Below are 19,106 nucleotides of genomic sequence, written 5' to 3'. Positions count from 1 at the left end.
GCCTGACCCTCTACCAGGCCCTGGACCTCCTCCAACACCTACTGGCCACCTGGACCGGAACCTGCCCCACCTGCCGACAACCCACCCCATGGCAGCCCTACGACACCACCTAACAAAGCCCTACTAGTGGGTGCCGCCGCCCCCGAGGCTCGCCAACGCCCCGTCCGTCAGCCGGTACACCGTCCACTCGTCCTGCGGCCGGGCGCCCAGCGACTCGTAGAACGCGATGGACGGGGCGTTCCAGTCGAGCACCGACCACTCCAGCCGCTCGTACCCGCGCTCCACACAGATCCGTGCCAGCTCCGTCAGCAGCGCCTTGCCGTGGCCGCCGCCGCGCCGCTCGGGGCGGACGTACAGGTCCTCCAGATAGATGCCGTGCACACCGCGCCAGGTGGAGAAGTTGAGGAACCACAGGGCGAACCCGATGACCTCGCCGCCGTCCCCGTTGCCGTTGCCGTCGTCGGCCGTCGCCACATGCGCGTACGCGGCCGGTCGGTCGCCGAACAGGGCCTCGGCCAACTGCTCCTCGGAGGCGACGACCTCGTCGAGGGCCTTCTCGTACGCGGCGAGTTCACGCACCAGGGCGTGCAGGACGGGAATGTCGTCGGGTGTGGCGATACGAATCATGGGCGCAGGGTAAACAGCCCGCCGCCCCGGCCACACGCCCTTTTTCCGAACACCCGGCCGTCCCCGGTCCTGCCGCCTCCGCTCCTGCCCGCCCCGCTCACCGCCCCAGCAGCCGCCGCGCGATCTCCGCGTGGTCGGGGGCGAGCCGGACCTCCCCCTCCTCGGCTCCCCACAGCCCGTTCTGGAGCACCCGGCCCAGCGTCCAGGCCCGTGCCCGCTCGCGGTCGCGCTCCAGGCCCAGCGCCTCCGTCAACGCGTCGAACCGCCACACCACCTCGTCCGCGTCGAAGAGGTTGTCCAGCGCCGGGAACAGCTCGAAGCCCGGGTCCCCCGCCAGCGGCTTCGGGTCGAGCGCGATCCACTCCGCCGCCCGCCCCGCGTCGGCGCGCCCGGCCAGGATGTTGTCGTAGTGCAGGTCCCAGTGCAGCAGCCGGTCCCCCGGCTCGCCCGCGACCTCCCGCACCGCCGCCGCGCAGTCCGCGAGCAGCCGCCGGTCCGCCGCGTCGGCCAGCAGGCCCACCCGCTCCGGCACCGCCGCGAGCATCCGCTCCACCACACCGCCCAGCGTGCGCAGCCCCTCGGGAGCGGGCACCGCCACCAGCCGGGCCAGCACCGAGCCGAGGACCTTCACCGCCTCCCGCACATCGGCCTCGCCGGACAACGGCCGCCGCTCGTCGAGCCGTTCCAGCAGCATCGCACCGCTCTCCGCGTCGTGGTCGAGCAGCTCCACCGCCCCAGCGCCCGCCGCCGACCACGCCCGCAGCGCGACCGGTTCGCCCGCCGTCTCCTCGTCCACCGCCTGGAGCTTCAAGGCCGCGGGCCGCCCGTCCGCCTCCCGCACCACCGGCAGGACCAGCGCGCACATCCCGTACATGGACGGGCCGTCCGGCCGCAGCCCCCACCGTTCCAGCGACTGCGCCGCCAGGTCCGGCAGGGCGGCGACGAAAGCCCGCCCGGCGGCTCCGTTGAAGGCGGACTGGGTGGCGGCCAACTCGTCCGGGATCTCGATCACGCAGCCGATCCTAGAGAGGCGCCGGTCTCGGGGAGGAGCGATTTTCGGAGACCGGAAGGGATCGGAAGGGGACCGGAAGGGGACCGGAAAGGGCCCAGGAGACGAAACGGCCCCGCGCGCAGTAACGTCCCGCCACACATACGCTCGGCATCTCACCGGACAGGGACACCAGGGGCATCATGAGCACCGTCAGTACCGTCGTCGGCGGCATATCGTTCTGGTACGCGCAGGAGGGCACCCCCACCCCGCGCGAACCGCTCCCCGGCGACACGAACGTCGACGTCTGCATCGTCGGCGGCGGCTACACCGGCCTCTGGACGGCGTACTACCTGAAGAAGGCCGTCCCCTTCCTCAACATCACCGTCCTGGAGGCCAAGTTCTGCGGTTACGGGGCCTCCGGCCGTAACGGCGGCTGGCTGTACAACGGCATCGCGGGCCGCGACCGGTACGCCAAGCTGCACGGCCACGAGGCCGCCGTACGGCTCCAGAAGGCGATGAACGACACCGTCGGCGAGGTCGTCAGGACCGCAGCCGAGGAGAAGATCGACGCCGACATCCACCAGGGCGGCGTCCTGGAGGTGGCCCACACCCCGGCCCAGCTCGCCCGCCTCAAGGACTTCCACAGCGTCGAGATCGCCTTCGGGGAGAGTGACCGGGTCCTGCGCGGAGCGCGCGAGACTGCCGAGCGCGTCCAGGTGACCGGGGCCGTCGGCTCCACCTGGACCCCGCACGGCGCCCGGCTGCACCCGGCCAAGCTGGTCAAGGGGCTCGCGGACGCGGTGGAGGCGCTCGGCGTCACCATCCACGAGTCGACGCCGGTCACCGAGATCAAGCCCAAGCACGCCGTCACCCCGTACGGCACGGTCCGCGCCCCGTACGTCCTGCGCTGCACCGAGGGCTTCACCGCGAGCCTCAAGGGCCAGAAGCGCACCTGGCTCCCGATGAACTCCTCCATGATCGTCACCGAGCCGCTGCCCGCACGGATCTGGGACGCGATCGGCTGGGAGGGCCGCGAGACCCTCGGCGACATGGCCCACGCCTACTTCTACGCCCAGCGCACCGCCGACGACCGCATCGCGCTCGGCGGCCGCGGCTACCCGTACCGCTTCGGCTCGGCCACCGACAACGACGGCCGCACCCAGGCCTCCACCGTCACCGCCCTGCGCGACCTGATGGTCCGGCTCTTCCCCGTCACGGCGGGCGTCCACGTCGACCACGCCTGGTCGGGCGTCCTCGGCGTCCCGCGCGACTGGTGCGCCACCGTCACGCTCGACCGCTCCACGGGCCTCGGATACGCGGGCGGTTACGTCGGCTCGGGCGTCGCCACCGCCAACCTCGCCGCCCGCACCCTGCGCGACCTGATCCAGCAGGACTCCGGCCAGGCGGGGCCCACCGACCTCACCACGCTGCCGTGGGTGAACCACAAGGTCCGCCGCTGGGAGCCCGAACCCCTCCGCTGGCTCGGCGTCCACGGCATGTACGCGGCCTACCGCGCCGCCGACCGCCGCGAGACGACCTCGCCGCGCCCCGGCACCGACCCCATCGCGAAGATCGCGGACCGCATCGCGGGCCGCCACTGAGGCCGGACCACGAAGCGGGTGCGGGCGGGCTACGGCGCGGGGCGCTCCGCCACCAGCACGCCCACCTTGTCGATGCGGTGCTCGGGGTTGCCGAATTCGTCGCGCCAGAAGTTCCCGGCCGCGTCGTCCTCGGGGGTCGCGCAGGTGGAGAGCGTGATCATCGCCCGGGTCGGCTCCTCGCCCGGCTTCCCCGGCACCTCGGCCCGCTGCTCGGCGAGCGAGCGCTCACTGCGGAAGGAGGTCTGCCGGGTGGCGGTGATCTCGTAGGTGTAGCGGGTGCCGTCCTCCGTCACGTGCACGGGATCGCCCTTCTCCAGCTCCGGCAGCTCGCGCAGCACCCCTCCGGCGCTCAGCCGGTGTGCGGTGACGAGGTAGTTGCCGACGTCGCCCGGCCCGACCCCGCCCTCCTCGCCGTACGGGCTGGCCGCCACGCCCCGGTCCTGGATCCGGCTGCCGGCCCGGTCGTCGGTGGTCCCCTCGTACGGCACCACGTCCAGGTCGTCGACGCCGATGGCGGGGATGCCGAGGACGGCGACCTGGGTACGCGGGTCGGTGCGGTCCGCCGGGGCGGTGGAAGCGGCAGCGGTGCCCGCGCCGACGGTCAGCAGCACGGCGGCACCGGCGCAGGCCGAGGCCCTGAGGAACGTACGCGTACGAAGACGGTGGCGGCGGCGCATCAGCTTCCCCGTCCGAAACATCCGGAACATCTGGAACATCCGGGACCGGATCGGTCCCCCGGCCCCTGTATTTCCAGTACACCAGGACACCGCCCCGGGCGCCCGGCGATCAGTCGCGGGGCCAGGGCCGCCCGTCGAGCCGTTCGATCGAGAGGTTCAGCCGGCTGAGCGAGGCGGCGAGCTGTTCCGCCTCCTCCGGGGTCCAGTCGGCGAGCACCTTCGCGAGGCCCGCCACGTTCCTGGCCCGGTCGCTGTCGAGGCGGCGTTCGCCCTCCTCGGTGATGGCGAACTTGCGGGCGATCCCGCCGTCGGGGTCCGGGATGCGCTCGACGACGCCGGCCCGGAGCATCGCGGCGGTCTGCCGGTTGAGCGTGGAGGCGTCCAGCCGGAAGGCGTCGCCGAGCTGGCCGATGGACATGGGCCCCTCGGCCTGGATCCGGCTGAGCAGGATGTAGGCGGAGCGGTCGAGCTGCCAGTCCACGCGCGGGGTGACCATGTGCATGTACCGGCCGAGCAGCATGGTCTCGCGCTCGATGTGGCCGATGGGCTTGTCCACGCGCTCTTCCTTCGTTGACCAGGACTATCACGATAGATGTGCATGATGCATTTGCTATGCACAATACACATTGCATGTATGGTGCATAGCCGAACACCGAAGGCACATCCGCCGACCCGCCCGGAAGGGCACGAGGGAGCAGTACCCGTGGAGAGTTCACCCCCCGCAGCCCGCCCGGGAGGAATCGTCGGCATCCTGGCCTTCGCCGGGATCGTGGCGGCGCTCACGCAGACCCTGGTGGTGCCCCTGATCGCGGAGCTGCCGAAGCTGTTCGACACCTCCGCGTCCAACGCCTCCTGGGTCATCACCGCCACCCTGCTCGCCGCCGCCGTGGCCACGCCCGTCGCCGGCCGGCTCGGCGACATGTACGGCAAGCGGCGCATGCTGCTGCTCTCGCTCGTCCCGCTGGTCCTCGGCTCGGTGGTCTGCGCCCTGTCCTCCTCCGTGGTCCCGATGATCGCCGGACGCGGCCTCCAGGGCCTCGGCATGGGCGTGGTCCCGCTCGGCATCAGCCTGCTGCGCGACGTGGTCCCGGCCGAGAAGCTCGGCCCGTCCATCGCGATCATGAGCGCCTCGATGGGCGTGGGCGGCGCGCTGGGCCTGCCGTTCGCCGCCGCCATCGCGGAGAACACCAGCTGGCGGGTGCTGTTCTGGGTGGTCGCCGTGCTGGCCCTCGCGGTCGGCGCGCTGATCCTGGCCCTGGTCCCCGGGGACCGTCCGGCCGCCCGGTCCGGGCGCTTCGACCTGCCCGGGGCCGTCGGTCTCGGCGCCGCCCTGATCTGCCTGCTGCTCGCCGTCTCCAAGGGCGCCGACTGGGGCTGGGGCAGCGCCACCACGCTCACGCTCTTCGCCGCCGTGGTGGTGCTGCTGCCCGCCTGGGGCTGGTGGGAACTGCGGCTGACCGACCCGCTGGTCGACCTGCGCGTCACCGCCCGCCCCCAGGTCCTGATGACGAACACCGCCTCGATCCTGGTCGGCTTCGCGATGTACGCCCAGTCCCTCGTCGTGCCCCAGCTGCTCCAGCTGCCCGGCGCCACCGGGTACGGCCTGGGGCAGTCGATGCTCGCCATGGGCCTGTGGATGGCACCGGCGGGCCTGATGATGATGGCGATGTCCCCGGTCGGCGCGAAGCTGTCCGCGGCCAAGGGCCCCAAGGTCACCCTGGCCGTCGGCAGCCTGCTCATCGCCGCCGGCTACGGCCTGTCCGTACCGCTGATCGGCTCGGACTCCCCGTGGAGCCTGCTGGTCGTCACCCTCGTCTGCAACTCGGGCGTCGGCTTCGCGTACGGGGCGATGCCCGCGCTCATCATGGGCGCGGTGCCGCAGTCCGAGACCGCGTCGGCGAACAGCTTCAACGCCCTGATGCGGTCGATCGGCACGTCGTTCGCCGCGGCGGTGATCGGCGTGGTCCTGGCCCGGATGACCACGGACTTCGGCGGCTTCCCGCTGCCCTCCGAGGACGGCTTCCGGGCCGCGATGCTGATCGGCTGCGGGGTCGGCCTCGCCGCCGCGGTCGTCGCCGCGCTCATCCCCGTACGCCCGGCAACCGCACCGCTCCAGCCCGCCGCCACCGGACCGGCGGCCGTACCGGAGGCGACGGAGGCCAAGGCCTGAGCGGCGCTCCCCCCGCACGGCGTGCGATCGGCGGGTCAGGGGGTCAGGGGTCAGCGGGTCACGGGGTCAGCGGGTCAGCCGCAGCAACCGTCCCGACCTCGCCGTGGCCACCAGCTCCTCGACGGTGGCGAGCTTCACCCGGGGCCGGCCGTCGCGCCGCCCCCGGTCCCGTTCGGCGCGGTCGATCGCGGCCAGCCCCCGGGCGTCCACGACCCGGCGGTTGCGCTGCCGGGCGAGGCGCCGGAACGCCTTGGCATCGCCCTTGGGCGCGGGCAGCTCCCCGGCGACCGCGTCGGCCAGGAGCGCACCGACCGTCTCGGCCGCGCAGGTGCGGTTGGCGCCGATCCCGCCGGACGGCCCCCGCTTGATCCAGCCCACCACATAGCTGCCGGGCAGCCCGGCGACCCGGCCGCCGTCGTGCGGGACGGTGCCCGAGGCCTCGTCGAACGGCAGCCCGGGGACCGGGAGTCCGCGGTATCCGATGGCCCGCAGCAACAGCCCGGCACCCAGGTCCGCAGCGCCGGCCCCGCCGCCGTCCGTGACGCGTACGGAGCGCACCCCGCCGCCCCCGCCCTGGATCTCCACGACCTCGGAGTGGAAGCGGAGCACGATGCGGCGCTCGCCGCCCGTGGGGGACGCGGCGTCCGTCCGGACCCGGGCGAGCCCCTTGAGCACCCCGGCCCGGTCGCCCGCCCCGGCCGCGTCGATCACCGCCGCCGTACGCGGATCGTGGTCGTCCACCACCAGCTCCACGCCCGGCACATGCTTCAGCGCGAGGAGTTCGGAGCGGGTGTACGCGGCGTCCTCGGGACCCCGCCGCCCCAGCACCACCACCTCCCGGACCCGGCTAGCCCGCAGCGCGTCCAGGGCGTGGGCGGCGATGTCGGTGGCCGCGAGCGCCTCCGGGTCGGCGACCAGGATCCGGGCGACGTCGAGGGCGACATTGCCGTTGCCGACGACGACGACCCGCTCGGCGGAGAGGTCGACGCCCTGCGCGACGGCCTCCGGGTGGGCGTTGTACCAGGCGACGAACGCCGTGGCCGACAGGCAGCCGGGCAGCTCCTCACCCGGTACCCCGAGCCGCTTGTCCGTGGAGGCTCCGACCGCGTAGATCACCGCGTCGTGGTGGGCCGACAGCTCCTCGGCCGTGACGTCCCGGCCCACCTCGATCCCCAGGTGCATCCGGACCCGGGGGTGGGAGTGGAAGCGGGAGAAGGTGTCGCCGACCTTCTTCGTCGCGGGGTGGTCGGGGGCCACCCCGTACCGGACGAGCCCGCCCGCCACCGGCAGCCGGTCGATCAGGGTCACCTCGGCGGCGGTGTGCAGCAGCAGGTCCTGCGCCGCGTACATCCCGGCGGGCCCGGTACCGACGACGGCCACCCGCAGCGGCCCGAAGTCGGAGGGCAGACTCCGCTCGAAGGCGGGCTCGCCCCAGACATGGAAGTTCGGCCCGTCGACCTCGTCGCCGACGGGAAGCGGCTCCTCGCCCTCGTAATAGGCGGCGTTGATGTCCGCGTACTCCCGCTGCCCGGCGGACAGCGAGTCCACCGGGAAGATCGCGTCCACCGGGCAGGCGTCCGCGCAGGCCCCGCAGTCGATGCACGCCCGGGGGTCGATGTGCAGCATCTCCGTGGAGCCGAAGGCGCGTTCCTCCGGCGTCGGGTGGATGCAGTTGACCGGGCACACGGCCACGCAGGTGGCGTCGTTGCAGCAGGTCTGGGTGATCGCGTAGGTCATGGCACCGGCTCAGATCAGGTTCGCGCGCTTGTAGAACGCGAGGGCGGGCTTGGTGAGCAGACGGGCGGAGGCCAGGAAGTCCATCAGCCCCGAACAGCTGGACCGCATCATCGACTTGTGGTGCGCGTTGCTCTTCGCGGCGGCCAGCGCGCGCCGCTTGTCGAGCCCGGCCTTCCGGTAGACCTCCGGGTTCACCATGCTGGTCACGATGAAGTACGAGGCGACGGCGACGACGAAGGCGTTGATCTGCCGGCGCGCCCACCCCGCGCCCTCCAGTCGCTTGAGGGTCTCGTCCCGGGCGAACTTCATGTGCCGGGACTCCTCCACCACATGGATGTTGTTGATGGTGCGGACGAACGGCACGACCCGCTCGTCGCGCATCCAGTCCCGCTGCATCACGTCGAGGACCTCCTCGGCGACGAGGATCGCCGCGTACGCCGCCTCGCCGAACGCCAGCGTCTTGAACGCCCGCCCCAGCTCCATCACCGCCCGGCGCGGCCGGTAGTGGGGCGCGCCCAGCTTCTGCGCGCCGCGCGCGAACATGATCGAGTGCCGGCACTCCTCGGCTATCTCGGTGAGCGCCCACTGGAACTCCGCGCCCGCCGGGTTCTTCATGTAGATGTCCCGCAGCACCATCTGCTGGAGGATCATCTCGAACCAGATGCCCGTGCTGGCGACCGAAGCCGCCTCCTGCCGGGTCAGCTCCTTGCGCTGCGCCTCGGTCAGCTCGCCCCAGTAGGCGGTCCCGTAGAGACTGCTCCACTCCGGGCTCGCGCCGTGGAACTCCTTGTCGAGCGGCGTCTCCCAGTCCACCTCGGTGGCCGGGTCGTACGCCAGCTGCGCGGCCGAGTCGAGCAGCCGCCGCGCGACGTCGTCGCCCTCGGGACTTTCCTGGACCTTCGACGGAACGGTGCTGCCGGCCATGCTGCGGCTCCTTGGGTCGAGTGCGGTGATCCTTGATCGTGGTGATGTGCGTACGTCGACAGCCGTGCTGTTACGGGCGTACGGGGCCGGGAACGACGGCCGCACCGCCACCCGAGCACTCCACCCGCTTGTTAGACGCAAGGTATAACAAGGAGCCCGGGCCGCCTACCCCTCGGTAGAAATCGGCCCGGGACCTCACCACATCTCCTCACTCCGCCAAGGTCTTCTCCCGCGAACTACCGGGGATCCTGGGCGAACTTCGCGGTCGCCCAGAAGTAGCCGAGGACCACCAGGCCGACGCTCCAGCCGACGGCCAGCCAGCCGTTGTGGCCGATCTCGGTGCCGAGCAGCAGACCGCGCAGGGTCTCGATCGCCGGGGTGAAGGGCTGGTACTCCGCGATCGGCCGGAACCAGCCCGGCATCGTCTCCACCGGGATGAAGGCGCTGGACAGCATCGGGAGCAGCACCATCGGCAGGGCGTTGTTGCTGGCCGCCTCGGCGGTCGGGCTGATCAGGCCCATGCCGACGGCGACCCAGGTGAGGGCGGCGGAGAAGAGCACGAGCAGCCCGAACGCGGCCAGCCACTCCAGGACCGTGGCGTCCGTGGACCGGAAGCCGATGGCGACGCCGACCGCGCCGACCACGACCACACTCAGCACGCTCTGGAGCACGCTGCCGACGACATGTCCGACGAGCACCGAGCTGCGGTGGATGGCCATCGTGCGGAAGCGGGCGATGATGCCCTCGGTCATGTCGTTGGAGACGGACACCGCGGTCCCGACCACCGTGGAGCCGATGGTCAGCAGCAGCAGACCCGGCACGATGTAGGCGATGTACGCGGAACGGTCGGCCCCCGCGCCGCCGATGCCCGCGCTCATCACATCACCGAAGATGTAGACGAAAAGCAGCAGGAGCATGACAGGCGTGAGGAGCAGGTTGAGGGTGAGGGAGGGGTAGCGCCGGGCGTGCAGCAGGTTGCGGCGCAGCATGGTGTTCGTGTCGCGGACGGCGAGGGTGAGCGAGCTCATCGGACAGCCTCCTTCGGCTGGTTGTTCCGGGCGGGGGCGGCGGCCGATTCGGTGAGGGCGAAGAAGACGTCGTCGAGGTCGGGCGTGTGCACGGTCAGCTCGTCCGCCTCGATACCGGCCGAGTCCAGCCAGTCGAGGATGGAGCGCAGTTCGCGCTGGCTGCCGTCGCTTGGGATCCGGAGCGCCAGCGCCTCGTCGTCGCGCGCGGCATCACGCAGGGCGGAGGCGGCGGACCGGTAGCCGTCCGGGTCGGTGAAGCGGAGCTTGACGTGCCCGCCCGGGACGATCCGCTTCAGCTCCTCGGCACTGCCCTCGGCGGCGATCTTCCCGTCGTGGAGAACGGCGATGCGGTCGGCCAGCTCGTCGGCCTCCTCCAGGTACTGGGTGGTGAGGAAGACGGTCACACCGTCGGCGACCAGCTCACGGACGATGCCCCACATGGTGTGGCGGGAGCGCGGGTCCAGGCCGGTGGTCGGCTCGTCGAGGAAGATGATCCGCGGCCCGCCGACCAGCGTCATGGCGATGTCGAGACGGCGCTTCATGCCGCCGGAGTAGCCGGCGGCGGGCTTCTTCGCCGCCTCCACCAGATCGAAACGCTCCAGGAGTTCGGCGGCCACCCGCCGCCCCTCACGCCTGGACAGATGGTGCAGGTCCGCCATCAGCAGCATGTTCTCCTCGCCGGTGATCAGCCCGTCGACGGCCGAGAACTGCCCCGTGACCCCGATCGCGGCCCGCACGGCCTGCGGATCGGCGGCCAGATCGTGGCCGCCGACGCTCAGTTCGCCGACGTCGGCGGTGATGAGGGTGGAGAGGATCTTGACGGCGGTGGTCTTGCCCGCGCCGTTCGGGCCGAGCAGGGAGAAGACGGTGCCCTGCGGCACCGACAGGTCGATGCCGTCGAGCACGACCTTGTCGCCGTAGGACTTGCGCAGTCCGGCGGCGCTGATCGCCTGCGTCGCGGCCTGTGCGGCACGCGGCGCGGAGGCCCGGGTGACAGTCATGCTGGTTCCCTTTCGCGAGCGGTGAGTGCGGTGAGTCGAGCGGGGCGGTGGCGGTACTGGGCGATTGCTGGGCGATGCCGAGCCGCCGACCGGTACGGGGTCGTCGGGGCCGGGCCGTACGGGGTCGTCGGGACCGGGCCGTACGGGTCCGGAGACCCGGGCCGGGGATCAGGCGCGGCGGACGATGATGTCGCCGGCCCCGCTCCGGGCGTGCACCTCGACGGTCTCGTCGGAGTCCTCGGGACCGGCGGCGGCGCCGAGCGCATTGCGTACGGTGCCGAACTTGGGGTTCAGGTCGAGCCAGGCCGCGGTGCCCTCGTGGATGCCGACTTCGAGGTCGCCGACCGACGTCCGCAGAGCGATCCGCCCCCGGATCACGTCGCCGACCCGGATGCGGCCGTTGGAGGAGGTCGCCTCCACCCCGGCGTGGGCGACGCCGATCTCGATCCGGCCGTTGGCGGACCTGGCGACGACGTCGCCGTGCACGACGCCCACCGAGATGTCGCCGTTGGCCGCGTTGACCTTCAGCTCTCCGCCGACCTCGTCGATCTCGGTCGTGCCGTTGCCGTTCTTGACCACCGCCGCCCCGGCGACCGAACCGATCTCGACCCGGCCCGAGCCGACGGCCTCGGCGTCCCCGGTGGAGCGCGCCAGCCGGATGTCGCCGTGGTCGGTGGTGAGCTCGACGCGGGCCGCCTCGTCCACGTGGACGTCGCCGAGCGAGGTCTTCAGCCGCACCTCGCCGAGGGGGCCTTCGCAGAAGAAGCCGCCCAGGGCGGAGGAGCCCCGCACGTCGGACCCTGCGGGCAGTTCGATGCTCACCACGACGGAGCCCGGCTTGCCGAACAGGGTCCGCTTCTTCGGGGTCTTGACGGTGAGGCGACCGCCCGAGCAGGAGACCTGGGTCTGCTGCACGGCGCGTACGTCGTCCTGATCGGCTCCGTTGGCCGGAAGCACCTCGACGACCGTGTCGGCGCGCTTGCCGGCGGTGATGCGGGCGGTACCGGCGTCCAGCTCGACGACGGCGGAGATGGGCTCAGGGGTATCGAAAGAAGGCATGGCTGTCCCGTCCTCTTGGCTCGGTGAGTTGCCGACCGATCAGTGACGCCCAGTCAGCGCTCGGTGGCGATCGATCGGTTACGTCGGCCGGATCGGCGATCCGCCGGTGAAGTGAAGCGTGAGCAGGCGGTCCCTAACGGACCCATCCGGTGAAGCCGCGGCCGCCCGATTCCTTGCCCCGGCCCGGTGCGCCCGTGTGCCCCCCTCCGTCGAGGGCGACGGCCACGGCCCGCACGAGCCAGGCGTTGACCGACAGACCCTCCGCCGCCGCCGCACCCTCGGCACGACCCTTGAGGTGGGCGGGGAGGCGGAGGTTGATCCGGACCATGGTGCCGTCGTCGCCCTCCGAGGCGGTCGGCGCGGCCACGACGGGAGCCACGACCGGCTCCCGCGCCTCCCGCACCGGCTCGGGCGCCGGCGGCGGTGTCACCACGAACTCGGGATCGAGCCCGCGCAGCCGTACGTCGACCGAGCCGGGAGCCAGCTCCCGGGTGACGTCGCTCATGGCCGCGGAGAGCACGTTGAGCAGGGTCAGCCGGGCGGCGGACTCCAGGGGAGCACTGAGCCGCTCGGCGAGGGCACGGGCTTCGTCACCGCTGGCATCCGCGGCGACGGCGAGTTCCCGCCGGAGGTTGTCGACGTAGGGGGTGAGGTCCATGACGCCATCATGGCGCATAATTGGCACCACGTCGAGCCAATCTGGCACGACCCTCGAAAATAGCTATCTGACCTGCGAAAACACGGTGACGAAGTGAGAGGCGGCACCACCGAAACCGCCGCGAGGGTCAACGATGGCATCACTCCGGCACCAGATGGCACACCTGCGCGCCGCCTCGGCACATCCCGCCCCCACCGACCGGGGGGGTTTGCCATCGGGTCCGAGAGGGTGGATGGTTGCCGAACGGCAACATTCCCGACTGAATGAGGTGAGGAGTTCGCCCAGCGGGCTCTCCCCGATGTGACGTCAATCCCGCAGGTCCCCACGGCCCGCACGGCCGAGCCCCTCGAAGCCTCGGCGTGGAATACCTCTCCGTATCCCGCGCTGGTGGTGGACGAACAGGGCGCGGTCCGCCTTTACAACGACGCCGCGAAGGCCCTGATACCTCGGCTGCGCCGGGGCCGCCCCCTGTCCGAAGCCGGGATCGACTGGCTGGACCAGGGGCACCGTCGTCGCGCCGCCGGACCGGGCGACGACGCACCGCCGAGCGGCACCATCGGCGACCGCGACTTCGCCGCACACCCGAGCGACCACACCGACGGCACGGTCATCTGGTGGCTCGTCGACGACACCGACCACCGCCTCGCCCGCCAGGCGCTGCGGACGGAGCGGCAGCGCAGCGCGTTCCTCGGCGAGGCGTCCAACGCGCTGCTGTCGTCGCTGAACCTGGAACGTTGCATGGACGTCACCGCGGAACTCGCGGCCCAGCACCTCGCCGACGCGGCCCTCGTCATCACACCGCGCACCGGCAAGAGGTACCCGGTGGTGACCTGTCTGCGCGACGGGCAGCCCCACTCCGCCATACGGCTGGAGGACCCGGAGGAGATGCCCGGGCTCGCCGAGGCGCTCCAGGGCTTCCCCCCGGTCCCGTCGCGCTGGATCGACCCCGCCTCCGCCCCCGCCTGGCTGGCACCCGAGGGATTCGGCCCGGTCGGCTCGATCGTCGTGACACCACTGCCCGGCCACGGCGTCCCCGCCGGAGCCCTCGTCCTGCTGCGCCGGAACGCCTCGGGCGCCTTCAGCAGCGAGGAAGAGATCTTCGCCCGGATCTTCGCCGCCCGGGCCGGCGCCGCCATGTCGGCCGCCCGCCTCTACGCGGAGCAGTCCTCCCTGGCCCACACCCTGATGCAGGACCTCATGCCCCCGGTGCTGCGCCGAGTGGCCGGAGTGGAATTCGCGGGCGGCTACCGGCCGTCGAAGAACAACGAACGCGTCGGCGGGGACTTCTACGACGTGCACCCGGCCGCCGACGAAACGGAAGCCTCCCTCGCCGTGCTGGGCGACGTGTGCGGCAAAGGGCTGGAAGCCGCCGTGCTGACCGGGAAGATCCGCAACACGCTGCACGCCCTGCTGCCCCTTGCCGACGACCACCAGCGGATGATCAACCTGCTGAACGGGGCACTGCTCAGCTCGCACCACACCCGCTTCGCCTCCCTCGTCCTGGTCTCCACCCTGCGCGAGGCCGGATCCGTACACCTGACGGTGACCAGCGCCGGACACCCCGAACCCCTCGTCGTACGCAACGACGGCACCGTGGAACCGGTCCCCTCCCGGGGCACGGTCGTCGGCGTCCTCCCCAACGCCGCCGCGACCACCAGCCGTACGGCCCTGGCCCCCGGCGAGTTCTGCCTCCTCTACACGGACGGCATCACCGAGGCCAGAGGCGGCCCGCTCGGCGACGAGATGTTCGGCGAGACCCGGCTGACCGAGGCACTCTCCCACTGCGCGGGCATGCCGGCGGAGGCCGTCGTGGAGCACGTGCAGATGCTCGCCTCCCAGTGGACCGGCGACCGGTCCCACGACGACATGGCCGTCATGACCATCGCGGCACCCCACTCACACCACCTCAGCGCGGTGGACGGCCACACCCGGGGCAGGTTCACCGCATGACGCTCGCTCCCCCGCTCACCCCCGCACCCTGGATCGAACAGCTGTGGCAGTCCGTGACGGAGGGCGACGAGCACGCCGCCACCGCACTCGTCCTGCGCGCGCTCGACGAGGGCTGGGAGCCGGAGAGCATCCTGCTCGACCTGATCGCCCCGGTCCAGGGCAGAGTCGGCGAGGAGTGGGCCGCCAACCGCTTCACCGTGGCCCAGGAGCACGCGGCCACCGCTATCAACGACCGCGCCATCGCCGCCCTGTCGCACCGCACCCGCACCCGCACCGAGGGACAGCCCAGACGACTCGCCGTGGCCTGCGTGGACGGCGAATGGCACGCACTGCCCGCCCGCCTGGTCGCCGAGGTGTTCCGGCTGCGCGGCTGGCACGTGGACTACCTCGGCGCCCAAGTACCCACCCACCACCTGATCTCCCACATCCACCGCACCGGCCCGGAGGCCGTAGCCCTCTCCAGCTCCATCGCGACCCACCTGCCCGCCGCCCACGCGGCCATCACCGCGGTACAGGCCACCGGCACCCCCGTCATGGTCGGCGGAGCCGCCTTCGGCGACCGGGGACAGTACGCGGAGCTGCTCGGCGCGGACCTGTGGGCCCCCGACGCCCGGACAGCGGCCGCCCGCCTCCACGAAGAGCCCCTCCCCCGGCCCGCGTCACCGCACCAGCCCCTCGACGACCTCCCCCACCTGTCCGACCAGGAGTACACCCTCGTCACCCGCACCCGCCCGGCACTCGTCCGCACGGTCATGGCGGGCCTGGCGGAACGCTTCCCTCCGATGCGGGACTACAGCCGCGCCCAACACGACCGCACCGCCGAGGACATCGCCCACATCGTCCACTTCCTGGCCACAGCCCTCTACCTCGACCGGACCGACCTGTTCACCGGATTCCTGGCCTGGACGGCACGCATCCTGACCGCGCGCGGCGTACCTGCCCACTCACTCGTCCCGGCGCTGGACCTCCTGCGCGCCGAGCTCAAGGACTTCCCCCGCACCACCCGCATGATCGACCAGGCGACGGACCACCTGACCGGTGCAGGCCCCGTCCACCGCACCGACACCAGGAACCCCGCATGATGCCGCCCTACGGGTCCGCCCCGTCCCCCTTCACCCTGACACCCGCCCCCACCCCGAGCACCAAGAGCGTCCGGGTACGGGCGGAGGGCTACCTGGACTACGACACCTGCGACGACTTCCTGGTCAAAGCCACCCGGTACCTCGACCAGATCCCCGCCCCGGACGTACTGCACCTGGACTGCTCCGGAATCGACGGCCTCGACTCCATGGGCCTGGCCGCCCTCCTCATGCTGCACCGCCGCTGCACAGCCGCCCGCGTGGCCCTGGACCTGGAACGCCTCCACCCCACGGTCGACCGGATCCTGCGCCTCACCGGCACCCTGGAACACCTCGCCCCCGGCAGCGCGCCGAGCGGAGCGACCACCCGCCCCGGAAACCAGGGACGTCCCTCACCCGGACTCGACGGCGACGTCTGACTCCCGCCCTCACCACTACAGCGGCGTACGCATGAAGAACGCGGTCGTCCCGGTCACCGTGAACAGCCGCTCCACCACCGGCTGAAGAGCCCCCGCCAGAACGAGACGGGCGTCCCTTGCCCGGTGGACACGCTGCGAATCCAGCAGCAGGTGAAGCAACGAGGAGTCGGCGAACTCCAGACCGGAAAGGTCGAGCCAGGTCTCCGACGTGGCCGCCAGACACTCGTGGTCCAGCGCCTGTTCCAGCGGCCAGGTGCACCGCCACTCCATACCGCCCACCGCCGTGACCAACGCCCTGCCGTCGGACAGCGCCAGCGAAACCGCCAGCTCCCCACCGTCCGCACACGCGGCCCGCCTGTACCACACGGTCCCCGAGCCGCCCTGCTCGTCGGCCGTCGCGCTGCTGCTCATCGCTCTTTCCTCGGTGTCCGGGTGACGGGCGTGTACCCCTCGGCCGAACGATCAAGCACGCGCTTCGACACCACCGCCCACCCGAACCTCACTCCAGCCCCAGGGACACCAAGATCGTCTTACCCGGTTCATCACCATTCGTATGCAGCCTGACCTGCGTGTCTACGGACAACCGCCGCACCAGCGACCAGCCGAAGCCACCCGGAACCAGAGGATCAGGGGCGGCACTCTCCGGCAGCACGTCACTGTGGTCGGCCACCTCCAGCCACAGGTGCCCGTCCTCGACACCCGCGGCGAACACACGCAGCCCACCACCATGGCGGTCCGCGTTGGAGATCAGCTCGGAGACGACCAGCAGCGCGTCGTTGACGCACCTCTCACCGGCCACACCGGCCAACAACCGACTCACCTCCGCCCGCGCGCCCCGGGCCTTCAGCGGAGCGGCGATCCGAACGCAACGCCTCTCCGGCCCCGGACTCCGTACACCGACGGCCTCAGGGCCGGACTCAGGAAGGCGGGAGTCCCCGTCCACAGGAGAGAACTCAGGAAGGCGGGAGCCCCCGTCCGTCAGCTCGGACATCGGCCCACCTCGTCCTCTCCGTACAGAATCGTGCTCGCCCGGTCAACGGGGTCTGACCCTCCCCAGTACCCGCTCCGCGTCTCAAAATACCTACCGGACCGGCCGGCCCCCGCTCCCACGGCCAGGGCCGGTGCGCACCCCCGGCCGAACGCCACCGGACACCCCAGGGAGTCACCGCCTCAAGCGGCATCCCCGGCACCGGTGATGGTGAAGGCCGCATAGGTGCCCGTCTCCCGCAGCAGACGCTCCACCGAGGGGGCGAGCGGCCCCCGGACCTCCAACCGCATCCCGGCAGCGGTCTGCGCCCGCTGCGCGGACAGCAGGAAGTGCAGCAGCGCCGAGTCACCGAAAAGAAGCCGCGACACATCGACGACCAGGGCCGGCGGCGGCTCATCGACCAGCGTCGCGAGCGCCCGCTCCAGGACCTCGACGTCGTCCTGGTCGCACTCGCCCGAGATGACCAGAGTGGTGCACCCGGGGGCGACCCGGGTGTCGAGCTGCAACGACGGAACCATGCCCGCATTCTGTCAGCCCTCGAACACACAACGCCCACCCCACCCGGCATACGCACCGCAGAGCCGCCCCTCCGGGCTCGACGCCCCGCCCGCATGGAAGGCCCGTTCACCCCGGCCCGGGAGCCCCGAACGACCGAACCGGACACCTAGCTCGCGCCCTGCTCGCACACCCCCCTGCTCCCGGGCGCGCGCTGCCACCCCCCTCTACCTCGTACGTCAACCTCGCCTCCCTCGCCCTCCGCTTCGACCTCGTACGCGAGGACGACCTCATCGTGCTGACCTCCCACGCGTACGAGGGATGCAGATGAAAACCCGCCGACACACCGTCGCCGTCCCCCACGGTGACCGCATCGGCACCTGGAAAGTCGACGAACACCTCGCCGCAGGCACCTTCACCACCGTCTACGCCGCACACCGCACCCACGACACCCCCCTGGCAACCACCCACTGACCAGCGCTTTTGCGCTCAGCCGCAACAGCGTGGCCCGGCACGCCCCGACCGGGCGACAGTGGAACCGGCGGTCCGCCACCGTTCTTCGCCCCCGCCACAGGGGAGCGGGGGCACCACCCGAAGAACGGTGGCGCGACCAATCCATCGCCTCAACTCAACGGCCCCGCATCGCCGGCCGCACCCCGGGCCGCGCGCAGAACAGCTGCACCGGCAGGGGTGAGCGTATGCAGAACAGCCGGCCCATGACGGACGGTCGTCAAGAGCCCCGCATCACGCAGCACCGTCGCATGCCGACTGGCGGCGGACGCCGAAACCCCGGCCGCCCGGGCGATCTCCCCCGTCGTGGCCCCACCGGCCGCCACCCGCAGAGCAACCGCCCGGGCCCGCCCGAGCAGATTCACCAGAGACCGCTCAGGATCCTCCTCCCGCAAGGGACGGGCCGCAGGCTCGTGCAACAGCGAATACCAGAGCACCGGCGGCAACCCCGGATCGGCGAACGCGACCGGCTCACCCCAGTTGAAATACGAGGGCACAAGAGTGAGCCCACGCCCGTTCAGATACAGATCCCGGTCCTGCGTCTGCCGCGGATACGCGACCTCCAGCACCGGCGGACACCACCGGAACATGGACCCGAGCCCCGCGAGCATCCCCTCGACCCCACCATGCAGCAACCCCCGCCCCCGCACCGCCCGCTCAGCCTCGATCCGCGCCTGGATCCGATCCTGATGCGGCACGACGACGGCACCGTAATACGCCCGCAGCACCCCCACGAACTCCCGACGCACCCCCTGCTCACCCAACCGCCCCGCCCACCCCGGCGCCCCGATGAGCCGGTCCAGCATCCCGACCTCCTCCGCGACCCGCTCCGCCGGCGTGGCCAGCAACGCCTCCAGCCCCGCCTCCAGCCCCTCCACCCCGGACGACGGCGTCAAGAAGTCCGGGTAATAGGCGGCCCTCGGATACAGCGGCAACAGAACACTCCGCAACGCCCGCTCCAGCCCCTGCTCCCGCAGATCCCGCCGCGCCGCCCGATACCACCCGGCATAGGCCCAGCGACCTCGGCTGGACTGCAGCCGGTGCATGCTCGCGGCGACCTCGAACAGTGAACCGCTCCGGGTCTGATGGAGGCTCGATTCCTTGAGAGGATCGAGTCATGGCACGTCCGTCCCCTTACCCTCCCGAGCTTCGCGAGCGCGCGGTGCGCATGGTTGCGGAGATCCGTCCGAAC

The 19,106-nt window shown here is 71.8% G+C and carries 19 protein-coding genes and 1 pseudogene; 6 read left to right on the top strand and 14 right to left on the bottom strand.

What is annotated here, in order from left to right; genetic code table 11:
- Nucleotides 1-123: 123 nt before the first annotated feature.
- Together IE140_RS35545 and IE140_RS35540 are read right to left on the bottom strand one after the other, a co-directional pair.
- Nucleotides 124-627: a GNAT family N-acetyltransferase gene (locus IE140_RS35545; protein WP_150197245.1), complete on the bottom strand. Its 504-nt coding sequence runs from the start codon at nucleotides 625-627 to the stop codon at nucleotides 124-126.
- 97 nt (nucleotides 628-724) lie between these two features.
- Complete coding sequence (locus IE140_RS35540; protein WP_150197244.1) at nucleotides 725-1,639, bottom strand: aminoglycoside phosphotransferase family protein; 915 nt, start codon at nucleotides 1,637-1,639, stop codon at nucleotides 725-727.
- A 179-nt stretch (nucleotides 1,640-1,818) separates the two neighbouring features.
- Between IE140_RS35540 and IE140_RS35535 the strand changes: the two genes are divergently transcribed.
- Nucleotides 1,819-3,219 (top strand): NAD(P)/FAD-dependent oxidoreductase, encoded by a 1,401-nt coding sequence (locus IE140_RS35535; RefSeq protein ID WP_093445316.1) that lies wholly within the window; start codon nucleotides 1,819-1,821, stop codon nucleotides 3,217-3,219.
- A 29-nt stretch (nucleotides 3,220-3,248) separates the two neighbouring features.
- On the opposite strand, the gene IE140_RS35530 is transcribed toward IE140_RS35535, so the two are convergent.
- Together IE140_RS35530 and IE140_RS35525 are read right to left on the bottom strand one after the other, a co-directional pair.
- On the bottom strand, nucleotides 3,249-3,926 hold the full coding sequence (locus IE140_RS35530; protein WP_229827147.1) for a class E sortase: 678 nt from the start codon (nucleotides 3,924-3,926) through the stop codon (nucleotides 3,249-3,251).
- A gap of 79 nt (nucleotides 3,927-4,005) precedes the next feature.
- On the bottom strand, nucleotides 4,006-4,452 hold the full coding sequence (locus IE140_RS35525) for a MarR family winged helix-turn-helix transcriptional regulator (protein ID WP_032781242.1): 447 nt from the start codon (nucleotides 4,450-4,452) through the stop codon (nucleotides 4,006-4,008).
- 147 nt (nucleotides 4,453-4,599) lie between these two features.
- On the opposite strand from IE140_RS35525, the gene IE140_RS35520 reads away from it, so the two are divergent.
- Nucleotides 4,600-6,066 carry an MFS transporter gene (locus IE140_RS35520; protein WP_150197242.1) on the top strand — a complete coding sequence of 489 codons (1,467 nt, stop codon included), beginning with the start codon at nucleotides 4,600-4,602 and terminating at the stop codon, nucleotides 6,064-6,066.
- 66 nt (nucleotides 6,067-6,132) lie between these two features.
- Here the strand turns inward: IE140_RS35520 and IE140_RS35515 are convergent, their stop codons facing one another.
- The 6 genes from IE140_RS35515 to IE140_RS35490 form a co-directional block, all read right to left on the bottom strand.
- A complete protein-coding gene (locus IE140_RS35515) occupies nucleotides 6,133-7,803 on the bottom strand; it encodes an FAD-dependent oxidoreductase (protein WP_150197240.1) in 1,671 nt (556 codons plus the stop codon).
- A 9-nt stretch (nucleotides 7,804-7,812) separates the two neighbouring features.
- On the bottom strand, nucleotides 7,813-8,727 hold the full coding sequence (locus IE140_RS35510) for an AurF N-oxygenase family protein (protein WP_030808693.1): 915 nt from the start codon (nucleotides 8,725-8,727) through the stop codon (nucleotides 7,813-7,815).
- A 236-nt stretch (nucleotides 8,728-8,963) separates the two neighbouring features.
- Complete coding sequence (locus IE140_RS35505; protein WP_093445313.1) at nucleotides 8,964-9,755, bottom strand: ABC transporter permease; 792 nt, start codon at nucleotides 9,753-9,755, stop codon at nucleotides 8,964-8,966.
- Nucleotides 9,752-10,756 carry an ATP-binding cassette domain-containing protein gene (locus IE140_RS35500; protein ID WP_150197238.1) on the bottom strand — a complete coding sequence of 335 codons (1,005 nt, stop codon included), beginning with the start codon at nucleotides 10,754-10,756 and terminating at the stop codon, nucleotides 9,752-9,754. Before IE140_RS35500 ends, IE140_RS35505 begins: the two co-directional genes overlap by 4 nt.
- 168 nt (nucleotides 10,757-10,924) lie before the next feature.
- Complete coding sequence (locus tag IE140_RS35495; RefSeq protein WP_150197236.1) at nucleotides 10,925-11,815, bottom strand: DUF4097 family beta strand repeat-containing protein; 891 nt, start codon at nucleotides 11,813-11,815, stop codon at nucleotides 10,925-10,927.
- A 133-nt stretch (nucleotides 11,816-11,948) separates the two neighbouring features.
- Entirely contained in the window at nucleotides 11,949-12,473 is a 525-nt protein-coding gene (locus tag IE140_RS35490; protein WP_093445310.1) for a toxin-antitoxin system HicB family antitoxin, read from the bottom strand.
- A gap of 387 nt (nucleotides 12,474-12,860) precedes the next feature.
- Here IE140_RS35490 and IE140_RS35485 point away from each other — a divergent pair, with 387 nt between their 5' ends.
- Genes IE140_RS35485 through IE140_RS35475 form a run of 3 tightly spaced genes read left to right on the top strand, consistent with a single transcriptional unit; the run spans nucleotide 12,861 to nucleotide 15,921 of the window.
- Nucleotides 12,861-14,423, top strand: a complete 1,563-nt coding sequence (locus IE140_RS35485) for a PP2C family protein-serine/threonine phosphatase (protein ID WP_150197234.1) — start codon at nucleotides 12,861-12,863, stop codon at nucleotides 14,421-14,423.
- Entirely contained in the window at nucleotides 14,420-15,505 is a 1,086-nt protein-coding gene (locus tag IE140_RS35480) for a cobalamin B12-binding domain-containing protein (protein WP_189461074.1), read from the top strand. The genes IE140_RS35485 and IE140_RS35480 overlap by 4 nt, the downstream gene beginning before the upstream one ends.
- Nucleotides 15,502-15,921: an STAS domain-containing protein gene (locus IE140_RS35475; protein WP_189461073.1), complete on the top strand. Its 420-nt coding sequence runs from the start codon at nucleotides 15,502-15,504 to the stop codon at nucleotides 15,919-15,921. The genes IE140_RS35480 and IE140_RS35475 overlap by 4 nt, the downstream gene beginning before the upstream one ends.
- 15 nt (nucleotides 15,922-15,936) lie before the next feature.
- On the opposite strand, the gene IE140_RS36350 is transcribed toward IE140_RS35475, so the two are convergent.
- The 3 genes from IE140_RS36350 to IE140_RS35460 form a co-directional block, all read right to left on the bottom strand.
- Entirely contained in the window at nucleotides 15,937-16,332 is a 396-nt protein-coding gene (locus IE140_RS36350; RefSeq protein WP_229827146.1) for an STAS domain-containing protein, read from the bottom strand.
- 88 nt (nucleotides 16,333-16,420) lie between these two features.
- Nucleotides 16,421-16,729, bottom strand: coding sequence for an ATP-binding protein (locus IE140_RS35465; RefSeq protein ID WP_150198741.1), 309 nt, complete (start codon nucleotides 16,727-16,729; stop codon nucleotides 16,421-16,423).
- 362 nt (nucleotides 16,730-17,091) lie between these two features.
- Nucleotides 17,092-17,427, bottom strand: a complete 336-nt coding sequence (locus tag IE140_RS35460) for an STAS domain-containing protein (RefSeq protein ID WP_093445306.1) — start codon at nucleotides 17,425-17,427, stop codon at nucleotides 17,092-17,094.
- 304 nt (nucleotides 17,428-17,731) lie between these two features.
- Between IE140_RS35460 and IE140_RS35455 the strand changes: the two genes are divergently transcribed.
- The gene (locus IE140_RS35455) at nucleotides 17,732-17,878 is read left to right on the top strand and encodes a hypothetical protein (RefSeq protein WP_167533610.1); all 147 of its coding nucleotides are present in this window, start codon (nucleotides 17,732-17,734) and stop codon (nucleotides 17,876-17,878) included.
- 149 nt (nucleotides 17,879-18,027) lie between these two features.
- Here IE140_RS35455 and IE140_RS35450 read toward each other — a convergent pair.
- Nucleotides 18,028-18,981 (bottom strand): annotated as a pseudogene (locus IE140_RS35450) (ArsR family transcriptional regulator); the annotation flags it as partial.
- Nucleotides 18,982-19,106: the final 125 nt, after the last annotated feature.

The organism is Streptomyces parvus (assembly GCF_014648875.1).
GTDB lineage: Bacteria > Actinomycetota > Actinomycetes > Streptomycetales > Streptomycetaceae > Streptomyces > Streptomyces parvus.
Note: the sequence above shows the minus strand (reverse complement) of the source record. Positions and strands in the feature narration are given on the sequence as shown.

Excerpts from the sequence above, each read along its gene's own strand:
- IE140_RS35460 (WP_093445306.1), bottom strand. The coding sequence starts at position 17,427 with ATGGTTCCGTCGTTGCAGCTCGACACCCGGGTCGCCCCCGGGTGCACC.
- IE140_RS35490 (WP_093445310.1), bottom strand. The coding sequence starts at position 12,473 with ATGGACCTCACCCCCTACGTCGACAACCTCCGGCGGGAACTCGCCGTC.
- IE140_RS35480 (WP_189461074.1), top strand. The coding sequence starts at position 14,420 with ATGACGCTCGCTCCCCCGCTCACCCCCGCACCCTGGATCGAACAGCTG.
- IE140_RS35515 (WP_150197240.1), bottom strand. The coding sequence starts at position 7,803 with ATGACCTACGCGATCACCCAGACCTGCTGCAACGACGCCACCTGCGTG.
- IE140_RS35530 (WP_229827147.1), bottom strand. The coding sequence starts at position 3,926 with ATGTTCCGGATGTTTCGGACGGGGAAGCTGATGCGCCGCCGCCACCGT.
- IE140_RS35455 (WP_167533610.1), top strand. The coding sequence starts at position 17,732 with ATGAAAACCCGCCGACACACCGTCGCCGTCCCCCACGGTGACCGCATC.
- IE140_RS35500 (WP_150197238.1), bottom strand. The coding sequence starts at position 10,756 with ATGACTGTCACCCGGGCCTCCGCGCCGCGTGCCGCACAGGCCGCGACG.
- IE140_RS36350 (WP_229827146.1), bottom strand. The coding sequence starts at position 16,332 with ATGAGCAGCAGCGCGACGGCCGACGAGCAGGGCGGCTCGGGGACCGTG.
- IE140_RS35545 (WP_150197245.1), bottom strand. The coding sequence starts at position 627 with ATGATTCGTATCGCCACACCCGACGACATTCCCGTCCTGCACGCCCTG.
- IE140_RS35475 (WP_189461073.1), top strand. The coding sequence starts at position 15,502 with ATGATGCCGCCCTACGGGTCCGCCCCGTCCCCCTTCACCCTGACACCC.
- IE140_RS35495 (WP_150197236.1), bottom strand. The coding sequence starts at position 11,815 with ATGCCTTCTTTCGATACCCCTGAGCCCATCTCCGCCGTCGTCGAGCTG.
- IE140_RS35505 (WP_093445313.1), bottom strand. The coding sequence starts at position 9,755 with ATGAGCTCGCTCACCCTCGCCGTCCGCGACACGAACACCATGCTGCGC.
- IE140_RS35535 (WP_093445316.1), top strand. The coding sequence starts at position 1,819 with ATGAGCACCGTCAGTACCGTCGTCGGCGGCATATCGTTCTGGTACGCG.
- IE140_RS35510 (WP_030808693.1), bottom strand. The coding sequence starts at position 8,727 with ATGGCCGGCAGCACCGTTCCGTCGAAGGTCCAGGAAAGTCCCGAGGGC.